Source organism: Streptomyces sp. NPDC039736 (genome assembly GCF_055596485.1).
On sequence record NZ_JBVIUQ010000003.1, the window covers coordinates 696,612 to 708,841 of the forward strand.

10 protein-coding genes are annotated in these 12,230 nt (G+C 72.5%); 8 read left to right on the forward strand and 2 right to left on the reverse strand.

Annotated features, from left to right (window positions below):
* Nucleotides 1-198: 198 nt before the first annotated feature.
* Complete coding sequence (locus tag ACZ56L_RS12625) at nucleotides 199-1,002, forward strand: class I SAM-dependent methyltransferase (RefSeq protein WP_471063653.1); 804 nt, start codon at nucleotides 199-201, stop codon at nucleotides 1,000-1,002.
* On the opposite strand, the gene ACZ56L_RS12630 is transcribed toward ACZ56L_RS12625, so the two are convergent.
* Nucleotides 980-1,357 carry a hypothetical protein gene (locus ACZ56L_RS12630; RefSeq protein ID WP_471063654.1) on the reverse strand — a complete coding sequence of 126 codons (378 nt, stop codon included), beginning with the start codon at nucleotides 1,355-1,357 and terminating at the stop codon, nucleotides 980-982. The genes ACZ56L_RS12625 and ACZ56L_RS12630 overlap by 23 nt on opposite strands.
* A 445-nt stretch (nucleotides 1,358-1,802) precedes the next feature.
* Here ACZ56L_RS12630 and ACZ56L_RS12635 point away from each other — a divergent pair, with 445 nt between their 5' ends.
* From ACZ56L_RS12635 to ACZ56L_RS12645, 3 genes are all read left to right on the forward strand, one after another.
* Nucleotides 1,803-2,336, forward strand: coding sequence for a CbrC family protein (locus tag ACZ56L_RS12635; protein ID WP_471063656.1), 534 nt, complete (start codon nucleotides 1,803-1,805; stop codon nucleotides 2,334-2,336).
* Between the two features lie 550 nt (nucleotides 2,337-2,886).
* On the forward strand, nucleotides 2,887-3,072 hold the full coding sequence (locus ACZ56L_RS12640; protein WP_345227247.1) for a hypothetical protein: 186 nt from the start codon (nucleotides 2,887-2,889) through the stop codon (nucleotides 3,070-3,072).
* A 734-nt stretch (nucleotides 3,073-3,806) separates the two neighbouring features.
* On the forward strand, nucleotides 3,807-4,904 hold the full coding sequence (locus tag ACZ56L_RS12645) for a DMT family transporter (RefSeq protein WP_471063659.1): 1,098 nt from the start codon (nucleotides 3,807-3,809) through the stop codon (nucleotides 4,902-4,904).
* A 115-nt stretch (nucleotides 4,905-5,019) separates the two neighbouring features.
* Here ACZ56L_RS12645 and ACZ56L_RS12650 read toward each other — a convergent pair whose 3' ends face one another.
* Nucleotides 5,020-6,408, reverse strand: coding sequence for an STM4012 family radical SAM protein (locus tag ACZ56L_RS12650; RefSeq protein WP_471063661.1), 1,389 nt, complete (start codon nucleotides 6,406-6,408; stop codon nucleotides 5,020-5,022).
* A gap of 313 nt (nucleotides 6,409-6,721) precedes the next feature.
* Between ACZ56L_RS12650 and ACZ56L_RS12655 the strand changes: the two genes are divergently transcribed.
* From ACZ56L_RS12655 to ACZ56L_RS12670, 4 genes are all read left to right on the forward strand, one after another.
* Entirely contained in the window at nucleotides 6,722-7,927 is a 1,206-nt protein-coding gene (locus tag ACZ56L_RS12655) for a DUF1152 domain-containing protein (RefSeq protein ID WP_471063663.1), read from the forward strand.
* A 538-nt stretch (nucleotides 7,928-8,465) separates the two neighbouring features.
* Nucleotides 8,466-10,061, forward strand: coding sequence for a uracil-xanthine permease family protein (locus tag ACZ56L_RS12660; RefSeq protein WP_471063665.1), 1,596 nt, complete (start codon nucleotides 8,466-8,468; stop codon nucleotides 10,059-10,061).
* Entirely contained in the window at nucleotides 10,058-11,500 is a 1,443-nt protein-coding gene (locus ACZ56L_RS12665; protein ID WP_471063667.1) for an amidohydrolase family protein, read from the forward strand. The genes ACZ56L_RS12660 and ACZ56L_RS12665 overlap by 4 nt, the downstream gene beginning before the upstream one ends.
* Complete coding sequence (locus ACZ56L_RS12670) at nucleotides 11,497-12,207, forward strand: TSUP family transporter (RefSeq protein WP_401761912.1); 711 nt, start codon at nucleotides 11,497-11,499, stop codon at nucleotides 12,205-12,207. The genes ACZ56L_RS12665 and ACZ56L_RS12670 overlap by 4 nt, the downstream gene beginning before the upstream one ends.
* Nucleotides 12,208-12,230 lie beyond the last annotated feature (23 nt).

Sequence of the window (12,230 nt, forward strand, 5' to 3'; positions counted from 1 at the left end):
ACCGAAGTGATACCCACCCGGCTCAGCACAGCGGAACCCGGGAACGCAGACACCCGGCACCACTGTGCCGTTGCCCAGGCCGGGCGGGTGCCGCAGCATGGGCGTGTTCGGTGGAGAACTGCGTACCGCCGCACGGGCGGGGACGCTTCAGGGAGGTGCGGCACGGTGCCCGACGGTGCTCAGCAGGATCATCCCGTCATGCATCCCGCGGTGCGGGAGACCTACGGTCCGGCGGACCTGAGCGGTGCCCCGATCTTTGCCGGGGGATTCGTCAACTTCGGGTACTGGGACGCCATCGACCTGGGCCTGCCGCTCAGCGAGACGGAACGCATCCGCAGCCAGGAAGACCTCTACCGTCATGTCCTGGACGCCACCGGCCCGCCACGGGCGGCGCACGTGCTGGAAGTGGGCTGCGGTCTCGGCATGGGCTGCGAGGTGACCTTGCGGGAGTACGCCCCGGCCGCGGTCACCGGCCTGGACATCCACCCCGACCAGCTACGACGGGCGCGCAACACCCATGCCGACCTGCTCCGGCGGGAACCCGGACGGCTGCGGTTCGTCCAGGGCGCCGCGGAGACCATGCCCGCAGGCGACGGCGAGTTCGACACGGTCATCAGCGTGGAGGCCGCACAGCACTTCCCGGACCTCCGCGCCTTCGCAGCAGAGACGAGGAGGGTGCTGCGCCCGGGGGGCCGCGTAGCTGTCACCAGCTTCTTCACCGTGGACGACCTGCCCGGCAGGCCCGGGGAGCTCGCGGAGCTGCTGGAGACGTACGCCAACGGCCTGGACATCGCACGCCCGGTGAGCGCACTCGCTGACGCATTGCTGGAGGACGGGTTCACGCACGTGCGGGTCGAGTCGATCGGGGCGCATGTCTGGCCGGGCTGGGACCTCTGGCTCAGCCGGTGGTGGGCGCCGGGGACCTGGCCGCGGAACTTCCTGCGCGCCTACGAACACGGCATCCTCGACTACTACCTCCTCACAGCAGAGCGCGCTGGGTGAAACGCCGGTGCCGGGACGGCCACCACGATTCCGGAATCACAAGCGCGGTGCCCATGCTGACCCGAAAGGCGGGCGGCACCTGCCTCTCCTGCTTCCGGGCCGACGCGCGAGCGGCGACACCGGGGCCGGGCAGCTTGTGCAGCCCTGCCGTGCGGGTGCCGACCGTGATGGAGCCTGCAAGGACCGCCTTGGGGGAGGAGAGGTGGGACTTCCCGACGGCGAAGGAGGTCAGCACGCCGGTGTCGGTGCTGGTGCCGAAGACGACGATTATGAAGAGGATCAGCGCGGTGCGCTGTGACAAGAGCGCCGGCTTCACGGCGGGGGCGGGTTCGGGCGTGCTGGGTCCGGCGGACACACGCGTGGTGTCGTCCGCGGGGGTGTGTGCCGCGCGGCCGGAACCGACACCTCCGCCGCCAGGCCGCCGGCTGCCAGCGCCTACGCGCCCGCTCTGATCACGATGCGGCCCCGTCCACGCCGCACAGGGCCCGCTTCCGGACTTCGCACGAGGTAGGAAACCCTGTGCGGTCGCCACCCCACCCCGTACGGCACGCTCCACCCTCCGCAGGGGTGCACTTCTCCTCGCGTACGCAAGCGAAGTAGGGATGCATGCCCCCAACTCACGCACCGCCCGCGGCCACGAGCGCATCTGCCTCGACCCGACCAGCAGGACTTCAACCTCACCACTTGATCACGGTTCTGCTGGCGGACAGACTTCGCGCCATGAGGCTCACAGGCATGCCTGCCGACGCACAGACCACCGACACCGAGACGGACCTCTCCGTGCAAGGGCAGGCTCTCCAGTGAGTACCGACCTGCCCCACTTCCGTTACCACCCAGACCCCGTCGCAAGCGGGTCCGTCCGCGAAAGCGCCGAGGCTTGCGCCTGCTGCGACCGCAGCATGGGGTGGATCTACACGGCCACCTTCTACACGGCCCAGGAGGTCAGCGGGAGATTCTGCCCCTGGTGCATCGCCGACGGCAGCGCCGCCGAACAGTTCGAAGGTGAATTCACCGACGCATACGCCCTCGACGGCGTCAGTGAGGAAACCGTGGAGCAGGTCACCCACCGCACCCCCGGCTTCCACGCCTGGCAGGATCCGTACTGGCTCGTCCACTGCAACGACGCAGCCGCTTTCCTCGGCGAGGCCGGATACGCGGAACTGGCAGCCCACCCCGAGGCACTCGACCAACTTCGTCTCGACCTACGGATGAGTGGCTGGCACGACACGTCCCAGCTCGAGAAATTCCTGACCCGCCTCGGGCAGGGAGCGAGCGCCATGCTCTTCCGCTGCACCGTCTGCGGCACCCATCTTGCCTACGCCGACGCTACATAGCCACGGCCCGGCTGAGCACGCACCCTTTCCCCGCAAAGGAACTACACCTGTCTCGGACGGTGTCCTTGCGAGCACCCATGCACGGAAGAGAGGCATGGTTCGGAGGTGCCCTGTGCGCGGCACGGAGGCCGGAGTGCCACGGCGGGCGCGGTAGCCCTGGTGGGTTGTCACCCGCGCGTGTCGGCACGGTGCCTGTTGGGATGCGGCTGAGCGTAGGCATCCGTACGGTCGTGAATGCACGTTCAGGACGAAGCACCGGTGGTCCCGTGCGTCGTACGTTCGCGGGGCCACCGCTCCCCCTCTCCATGCACCGCCAAGCCCGCTGTCGCCACACGGCTCCGCACCGCGCCGGTCCCGTTCTGCCCGACGGGGCGGGGTTCGGCAGTAGGGACGTACTGGCAATAGCACGCGGGCCGCCCGTGCCCTTCCCGTCGGACACTCGGCGAAACCACCGACGCTCTCGCGACTGACGGCACCCCAGCAGGCATCCCCCGCCGGAGCCCGGACCCCACGAGTCGCAGGGTGCACTGGAGCGGCGTACACAGAAGGTATGAGCGACGCACGGAGAACATGGCATCCCGGTGAGATCGTGCCCGAGAGCGGCATCTACGAGTGCGACTGCGGCGAGGGGCATCACTGGAGCACGGACGTGAAGGGCCACCGCTTCCCGCCCACGCCCGCGGGCTGCACCGGCAGCGCCTGGGCGATGAAGACGGACGCCCACCCGAAGCCCTGAATCCGTGCTGCGCCCTCCGCCCACCGTCATCGAGTTCTGGCCGTGCTCGACGGGCCTGATGGCGTCGGTTGACCGTGGCGGAGCCCCCGCACACCCGCACATCACGCTTCGACATGACCCGCTCGGCAGTCCAGCGACGCATGCACCCCGAAGCTGCGCAGTCCTCGCGAATGATGATGGCGGACACCGGAGGCTGCCTCTGCCAGGCATCATCCAGCCCGCGCCAGGCATCTGCCGACGCGAAGGATGGGCCGCCGGGCCCTGCGCGGGCGGCGACGGGTCCGCAGCCGCGGTGAGCAGTCCGTCCTCGTGACGGCGGTCGGTGTCCTGGTGCGTCTGTGGACCGCCCAGGACATCCGCAGCCGGGGTGAGGCGCGGGCGCTGAACACCTTGTACGGGGTCACGGGTGTCTGCCGCCGCACCGGCGTCCACACCGACGGCGCCACCTCTACGACGGGTACACCGAGGGCGACGGCGGGCCGAGCGTGTGGGGGGCCAGCGCACCGGCGGCCACCGGCGGCCTCGGCAGCCCGAGTCCTCGCCGTCCCGACCAACCTGAATTCTGGCCGCTTCAACGCGGAGGGACGTGCGTCCCCGGCACTCCCGCGACGGGCCTGGAGAAACGCACGACGTGTCGCCGCTCCTCCCGTCCGGCGTTGGGCGATCTCCCTATGGCCAGCCGTTCTGACGCCTCGTTAGCGTGGGGCGCAGGTGAAGCCGGGAGACTCCGCACAGTGACCCACGCCCTGCGCGGACGCCCGGCCGACGCGTCGGAACCGGTGGACGGGGTGAGCGAACAGGTGAAGGACAGCAGCGGCGGTGTCGCCGACGCGCGGAACGCGGGCTACGCGGGAGTGGCGCCGGTGCTCGCCGCCGCCCTCCTGTGGGGCACGGTCGGACCCGCCCAGGTGTTGGCCGGATCGAGCGCGTCGCCGGTGGCGGTGGGGGCCTGCCGGATGCTCCTCGGGGGGCTGGTGCTCGGAGCGTTCACCGCACGCCTGCCGGGACTGCGCACGCTGTGGCGACCCGGGGTGCGGGGCCCCATGGCCGTCAGCATCCTGGTCACCGCCGCTTTCCAGGCCTGTTTCCTGGCGGCGGTGGCCAAGGCGGGCGCCGCGCTGGCCACCGCGGCCGCCTTCGGCACGGTGCCGGTGGTGGCCGGAATCTGCACCTACGTCCTGACGGGGGAGCGGCTCTCCCGGGCCTGGTGGGCGGGTACTCCCTGCGCGATCGCCGGCATCGCCCTGCTGCTGGTGCCGGGCTCATCGGGCCGGGTCGATCCGGCCGGAATCCTCCTCGCCGTGGTGGCCGGAACGAGTTTCGGCGTCTACATCACGATGACCAAGCGCATCGCCGACCGGGGAGCGGACACCAGGCCCGCGGCACCCGTCAGCGTGGTCTGCGCCGGACTCCTGGTCTCGCCGGTGCTGTTCGTGGCCCCCGAGGGGCTGACCGAGCCGCGCACCCTGCTCCTGGTCGGCTGGCTCGCCCTGGCGACCACGGCTCTGGGCTACCTGCTGTTCACCCGGGGCATCACCAGGATCAGCGCGGCCACGGCGGGCACCCTCAGCCTGGCCGAGCCCCTGGTGGCGACCGTGCTCGGCCTGGTCCTGCTGGGGGAGCACTGGAGCCCGGCCGCCGGCGCGGGAGCCGTCCTGCTGCTCGCGGGCCTGGTCGTCGTCTCCGTACCGGCTCCCGCGCGCCGCCCCCGGACCCCGGCGCCCGCGCCGAACGCGGTGCCGCCCGCTCGGGTCCGCCCCGCCGCCGGCCGCGTCCCCTCCGCGCCGGCACGCCGCGCCCCGGAGCCCCACGACCGGAACACGCCCGGCTGACACGGGCCGGCCGCAGCCCCGTAGCGCCCGGCCCGCCGCTAGTACCAGCACTGAAGAGACCCCACGGGTGCCCACCGTGCCGGTGTGCGACCCGGCCCGGTGGGCGCCCGCGTCCTCAGCGGTCCTGGTAGGAGGCCATCGCCTCGTTCACCCGGGACGAGAAGAACATCGGCCCGATGGCGTCGGCCCTGGCCATCCCCTCCGGGGTCAGCCGCAGCAGCCCGCCGGGCTCCACGCGCACCCAGTCCTCGGCGGACAGTTCGGCGAACTCGGCGGGGAAGTCGTCCTCGAAGCGGGTGCCGAAGCGCTCCCGGTACGCGGTGCCGCGCATGCCCACCGACTCCAGGAGCTGCTGGAGCACGAACATCCGGCGCCGCTCGTCGTCGTCCATCCGAAACGCCCACTGCGCCCGCCGGAACGTCTCGTCAGGGGTCGCGATGTAGTCGTCGATGATGCGCCGCACCTCCGGCACCGCGACCGCGTAGTCGGTGGTGTAGTGCAGGTCGGTGGTGAAGGACCGGGCCCCCACGCCGAGTCCGACCATGCCCGCCTGCTGGTTGTACTCGCTGATGCTGGTGTCCTCGGCGCTCTCCGCCGCCGCCGAGCCCAGCCGCCGGAAGACCCGCATCGACGTCTGCTCGTACCCCGACGCCAGCAGGTGGTCGCGCCCGTACCGGTACAGGCGCAGCCGCTGCTGGTCCCAGAGCTCCCCGCTCTTGTCGTGACGCGCCATCAGGCCCGTCAATGGGCGTACGTAGAGCGGGTAGAGGTAGATCTCCTCGGGCTCCCAGCCCACGGCGGCGTCGAGCGAGACCTGGAAGGACTCCTCCGTCTGGCCGTCGATGCCGTAGATCAGGTCGATGTTCAGGACGGGGAACGCCGCCGCCTTGAGCCGCTCCAGCGCGGCGTCGACCTCGGACCTCTTCTGCGGGCGTACGGCGGCGCGCGCCTCCGCGTCGATGAAGCTCTGCACGCCGATGCTCAGCCGGGTCGCGCCGCGCTCGGCCAGGACCGCGAGGCGGTCCGCCGTCGCGGTGGCGGGCGAGGTCTCCACCGACCAGGGCACGGCGTCGAGGTCCACCCCCATTTCCGTTTCGCAGATGTCGCACAGCCGGGTCAGTTCGGCGGCCGTCAAATAGGTGGGAGTGCCGCCGCCGAATGCGGCGAGCGTGAAACGTATCTCTTCGCCCTTGGCCTCCAATGCTTCGCGGGTGACCCGCGCCTGGCGCTGCAGGGTGCCGAGAAAAGCTCCGGTGACCTCTTCGGGGGCCCCGGTGCGGGTGAACAGGTTGCAGAAGCCGCAGCGCATCTCGCAGAACGGGATGTGCACGTAGAGCGACAGGGCGTCGAGCCGCTCCCGGGACCACAGCTCGCTCAGCAGGGGCCCGTCCGTCAGCAGCCGGTAGGACTTCTGGTGCGGATACGCGTACACGTACTGCTTGTACGGCGTCTCCGGGGCCTCGGGTGCGCGGGAGGTCAGGTGTAACGGTACGGAGTTGGCCACGGGGGTGGTTCCCTTCGTCGTGTCGGGCCATGTCGCGCCGTGTGCAAGGTTAGTGACGGAACGTCATGGAGGGATATGGTCGGAAACCACAACATGACGATCTCGACATCCGGTGAATTTGCATGATCCTGCCCTTGTGGAAAACGTGCGCACATGCGAAACGGGCTGTTTCCCTTTCTTGTCCGCGGCGGCTGGTACGAGCAATGCGAGGTCGGAAAACAGCCATTCTTCTCCGCCCCCGGAAATGCGGGGTCCGGATGGGATAGAAGTCGTGCCCATGAGCCGAGGAAAAGCGGGACACGAGGGGGCGCGCATGACGCGGGAGACGGCGCGGGCGCCGAGGGACGCCGGGGGGCCGAGCACCGGCCGGCGGCTGCTCATCGCCGCGGGCGGCGGCGGGGACGCCATCGCCACGACCATGGTGCACAGCGCCCTGTACGGGCCCCGGACACCGGCGCTGGTCCTCACGTACGCCTGGGAACGCCTGGTGGTCGACCCGGTGCCGGGTCCCCGCCGCCCCGCCGACTTCACCGGCACCGTGCCCGTGACGCCGCACCTGGACCTCGTCGTCGCGGGGTCGGCGCCCCGCCCCCCGGCGGGCTCGCTGCTGCCCCGCCTCGCCCGCGACCTGGCTCCGGGCCTGGGGCTGCTCGACCCCTACGGCGGTGCGGAGTCGCTGGCCCGGCAGATCGCCGAAGCGGCCGTGTTCTGCGGGACGCGGGAGGTGGACGTCGTCGACGTCGGTGGGGACGTGGTGGCCGACGGACGCGAGCCCACCCTGCGCAGCCCGCTCGGCGACGCCCTCGTCCTGGCCGCCTGCGCCCGTACGGGCCTGCGTGTGCGCGTGCTCGTCGCGGGGCCGGGGCTGGACGGCGAAGTGCCCGAAAGCGATCTGCTGCCGCGGCTCGGGCCCGCTGCCTTCACCCTCACCGCGGGGGACACGGAGGCGGTGGACGCGGTCTTCCAGTGGCACCCCTCCGAGGCGAGCGCCCTGCTGGTGGCGGCGGCGCGCGGGGTGCGCGGGGTGTGCGGCACCCGGGACTTCCCGCACCCGGTCCTCCTCGGCCCCGCGAGCGCCCACGTGCACGAACTGACCCTCGACCGCGCCCTCGCCCTGAACCCGCTGGCCCGCGCCCTCGCCCGGACGACCGATCTGGCCGGGGCGGAACAGGCGTCCCTGGCCGTCTGCGGATTCTCCGAGATCGCCCGAGAACGCGACCGCGCCGCCCGCCGACTCCCCACCGCCCCGCCCGCCCCCGCTCCCGGCCCCGATCCCGCGGACCTCCTGGCACGGCACGCCGCATGGGAACGGAACACCGCGCTGCGGGGCATCGCATACGTGACCACGCGGCGCATCACCGAGGAACTCGCCCTGACACCGGCTCAGGCAGCCCTCCTCCTCCGCCACCTGGCCGCGTCGACCCCCGACCGCCCGGCCGCCGCCCCCCTCTGGCCGCTGCGCCGGCCGACGGCCCCGGAAGGACGGCCGGACCGACGGGCGCCCGCGGAGGAGCGGTAGTAGACCCCCGTTCGGCAGAGCGTTGCCGGAAGAGGTCCGTTCCCTCCGTGCTCCGCCCGTCCACGGGTAGCCACCCGGGTGGCGGCGCGTGCCCTCGCACGGCAGTCGTCCCAGGTGGCGGCGCGTGCCCGCGCACGGCCCCCACCCGTCGCCGAGTGCCACAACCCGCCTCCGCGAACGGCCGGCACGGGCCCCCGGCCCGGCCCGTGCCGCTGTACGCCCCCGGGTCGCCGCTGGTACGTCTCACCCCGCCCGTCATTCGACTCACACCACCGCCTCACGGCCTCTGAAACAACCGACGTCCGGGCCACCCTCACCCGCGCCCAGCCCCTGGTCACCCGGCGTCCCGCCCCTCCCCGGACCGCCGAATCCGATGCTCCGGCCTGTCCTGCGCGACGACGCACACCCCTTGACGGCTGTCGAAGCGGCCTCACATACTGACGGCCAAATCGGTTTGGCCAAATCGATTTGGCCCTCCGTCCAGGGCCGTAGCGCTTCTGCTGTCCGAGCATGTCCCACGCCCGATCGGAGCTCGAACATGTCCAGTCACCGCACGCCCCCGCCCGGGACGGAACCCCCACGGACCAGTCCGGCCGACGACCCCGACGCCGCACAAGCCGGCCCCGCACACGCCAGCCCCGTACGAGCCGCCCCCGCGCAGGCCGACCCCGTACGAGCCGACCATGCACAACCCGCTCCCGCGCAACCCGCCCCCGCGCAGGCCGACTCCACGCAAGCCGACTCCACGCCGCCCGAGCCCGCACCAACCGCCCCCACGCCCCCCGCCGGCACACCCCGCCCCGCCGTCCACCCCGTCGACGAGGCCCGGCCCCCCGGGCGGATCGTTCTGTTCGGCATCCAGCACGTCCTGGTCATGGCGGCCACCCCCATCTCGGCGATCTTCCTGATGAGCGCCACCCTGCGCCTCGGCCCCGAACTGACCGTCAACCTCCTCTCCGCCGCCTTCGTCCTCTCCGGCGTCGGATCGCTGATCCAGTCGCTCGGACCCTGGAAGTTCGGGCCCAAGCTGCCCTTCGTGATGCTGCCGGGCGGCGCGCCGCTCATCCTGTTCCTCGCGATCGCCGAGCAGCACGGGGTACGGACCGCCACCGGCGCGGTCGTGCTCACCGCCGTGTTCTGCTTCGTCGTACTGCCGCTCTTCGCGCGGCTCCTGCGGTTCTTCCCGGCCCTGGTGATCGGCACGATGATCGTCATCGTCGGCGTCAACCTGGTGAAGGTCGGCGCCGTGCTCGTCACCGGCCGGCCCGGCGAGAGCGGCTTCGCCGATCCGACGAACCTGATGCTCGGCATGGCGACCATCGGATTCACCGTCGTCTTCTACCTCCTGTTCACGGGCCTGCTGCGGCAGTTGGCCGTGATGCTCGGCCTCCTCGCGGGAACCGTGCTCGCCGCCCTCCTCGGCCACGTCGACTTCGGCGCCGCCGCCGAGGGCGGCCTGGTGAGCCTGCCGGAGCTGATGCCCTTCGGCTCCCCGCAGTTCAGCCTGGTCGCCGCGCTGCCGCTGATGCTCTACAGCCTCGCCTCGATGGCGGAGGCCACCGGCCAGACGGTCATCAACGCCGAAGCCGTCGGCAAGGAGATCGACACCCGCGACGCCGTCCCCCGGACCGTCCGGGGGGACGCCCTGACCTCCGTGTTCGGGGGATTCTTCGGCCTGCCGCTGATGGTGACCAGCGGCGAGAACATCGGCATCGTCCGCGTCACCGGCGTACGCAGCCGCTACGTCACCGCGGCCGCCGGAGTGGTCCTCGTCGTGATCGGCTTCTGCGCACCGGTCACCCGGGCGATCAGCGTCGTCCCCTCGGCGGTCGTCGGTGGGACCGCCATGATCGTCTTCGCGGTGATCACCGTGCTCGGCGTGCAGATGCTCGGCCGCTCCGACCTCGACCAGCACACCAACACCTTCATCTGCGCCGTCGCCCTCGCGTTCGGCCTGCTGCCGATCCTGCTCCCCGGCGTGTACGCGGGCTTCCCGCCGAACCTGCGCATCCTCCTCGAAAGCGGGGTCGCCGTCGGCGCGTTCGTCGCCGCCGTACTGAACATCCTCTTCCACCACGTCAGGCCGCGCATCGCCGCGCGGCCGACCCCCGCACGCACGGAAAGCGACCGATGAACCAGCTCTCCCCGCACCCGGCCCGCACCCCCGCCCTGCCCGCGATGGCAGACCTCCTGCACACCCCGCACCCCGTCCTCCTCGCCCCCGACGCCGTGCTCCTGCCCGAGGGCCTCGCCGAAGGCCACGCGGTCGTCGTCGCCGACGGCGTCTTCCGCGCCGTCGGCCCCGTCGACGCCCTCCGGCGCGCGCATCCGGGACTCGACGCCGTCCGCCTGCCGGGCCACCTCCTGATGCCCGGCTTCGTCGACGCCCACCACCACCTGACCCAGAGCTTCGGCTCCGCACTCGCCTTCGGGGAACCGTCGGAGATCTTCCGCCGGGTCTGGGTGCCCCTCGAAGGCGCGCTGGACGAGGAAGCGGCCTACGTCTCCGCCAAGCTGGCGGCCCTGGAAGCCCTGCGCGGCGGTTTCACCACCGTGACCGACGCCGGTACGCGCGCGGCCGTCGACGTCGGCGTCGTCGCCTCGGCCGCCCGGGACGCCGGAATCCGCTGTGTGCTGGGACTCGTCTGCAACGACGTCCCGGACGCCGGACGCCCCGCCGCCCCGGCCGCCCCCGTCGCCGAAGCGGCCGAGAAGCACCTCGCCCGGTTCGCGGACGACCCCCTCATCCACCCGTCCCTCGCCGTCTCCATCCCCGAGGCGGCCACCCCGGACACCCTCCACCGCACCGCCCGTCTCGCCGCCGACGCCGGGGCGATCGTGCAGATCCACGTCAACGAGCACCTGGCGAGCGTCGAGCGCTCGCTCGTACGCCACGGACTGCGCCCCCTGGAACACCTCCACCGCATCGGCGCCCTCGGACCCCAACTCCTCGCCGCCCACGTCACGTTGCTCACCCCGCACGAGCTGACCCTGCTCGCCGACACCGGAACCGCCGTCAGCTACAACCCCGTCGCCAGCGCCTGGAAGGGCAACGCCGTCGCCCCGGCCACCGCGATGGCCGAGCGCGGCATCCGTTTCGGCCTGGGCACCGACGGCACCCGGGGCGACGGCTTCCGGCTGGCGGACGCGGCCGAGTTCGCCCAGCGCATCGCGTACGGCCTGGCCACCGGCGACTCCTCCTGCGGCGCGGGCTGGACCTGGCTGGAGCACGCCACCGCGGGCGGCGCCGACGCGGCCGGCCTCGGCGCCCGTACCGGAACCGTCGCCCCGGGACTGGCCGCCGACTTCCTCCTCGTCGACGTCACCGGCCCCGAACTCGCCCTTTCCTGGGACGTGCCCTGGGAACTGGTCCGCCGGGGCAACCGCGACCAGATCACCGCCGTGTACGTCGCCGGACGCCTGCGCCTGTGGCGCGGCGACCCCGTCGACTGGGACGGCCCCGCCCTCGTGGAGCAGGCCGCCCGGCTGGCCCGCGCCACCGTCGCCAAGGCACCCATCACCCGCGCGCACCCCACCTCCACCGCCGCCCGCGAGCGGAGCCGCGCGCTGTGAGCACCGAAGCACTCCTGATCCTCGCCGTCACCGTGGCGGTCGCCGCGTTCGTCCAGGGCAGCAGCGGCCTCGGCTTCGCCCTGATCGTCGCCCCGGTGGCGGGGATACTCGACCCCGGCCTGCTCCCGGTCTTCGTCCTCGCGGCCATGATCCCGCTCAACCTGTACGTCGCCTGGCGCGAACGCGCCTCGCTGGACCTGCGCGGCGCGGGATGGGTCACGGCGGCACGGCTCGCCGCCACACCGGGCGGGCTCGCGCTGCTCTGGCTGATCCCGGACCGCAGCATCGGCCTGTTCGTCGGCGTCGCCACCGTGCTCGCCGCCGTCGTCAGCCTCGCCGCGCCCGCGTTCACCCCCGGCCGGCTGGCGTACGTGGGGGCGGGCGCGGTCACCGGCCTGACGGAGACCGCCACCGGTGTCGGCGGCCCCCCGCTCGCCCTCGTCTACCAGCACCGGCCGCCCGCGGAACTGCGCTCGACCGTCGCCGCCTGCTTCCTGGTCGGCGAAGTCGCCTCGCTGCTCCTGCTGTTCGCGACGGGGGAGGGGCGGCCCGCCGACCTCGGCCTGGCGGCGGCGCTGATACCGGTGATCGCCGTGGGCGCCTGGCTGAGCCGCCTGGTCCACCACCGGCTCGACGCGCGCCGCATGCGCCTGTGCGTCCTCGTCTTCGCCCTGGTCTCCGGCGCGGTCCTCATCATCGGCCTGTGACCGCTCCCGGACGTACGGGGTGA

Excerpts from the sequence above, each read along its gene's own strand:
- ACZ56L_RS12665 (WP_471063667.1), top strand. The coding sequence starts at position 10,058 with ATGAACCAGCTCTCCCCGCACCCGGCCCGCACCCCCGCCCTGCCCGCG.
- ACZ56L_RS12655 (WP_471063663.1), top strand. The coding sequence starts at position 6,722 with ATGACGCGGGAGACGGCGCGGGCGCCGAGGGACGCCGGGGGGCCGAGC.
- ACZ56L_RS12660 (WP_471063665.1), top strand. The coding sequence starts at position 8,466 with ATGTCCAGTCACCGCACGCCCCCGCCCGGGACGGAACCCCCACGGACC.
- ACZ56L_RS12640 (WP_345227247.1), top strand. The coding sequence starts at position 2,887 with ATGAGCGACGCACGGAGAACATGGCATCCCGGTGAGATCGTGCCCGAG.
- ACZ56L_RS12625 (WP_471063653.1), top strand. The coding sequence starts at position 199 with ATGCATCCCGCGGTGCGGGAGACCTACGGTCCGGCGGACCTGAGCGGT.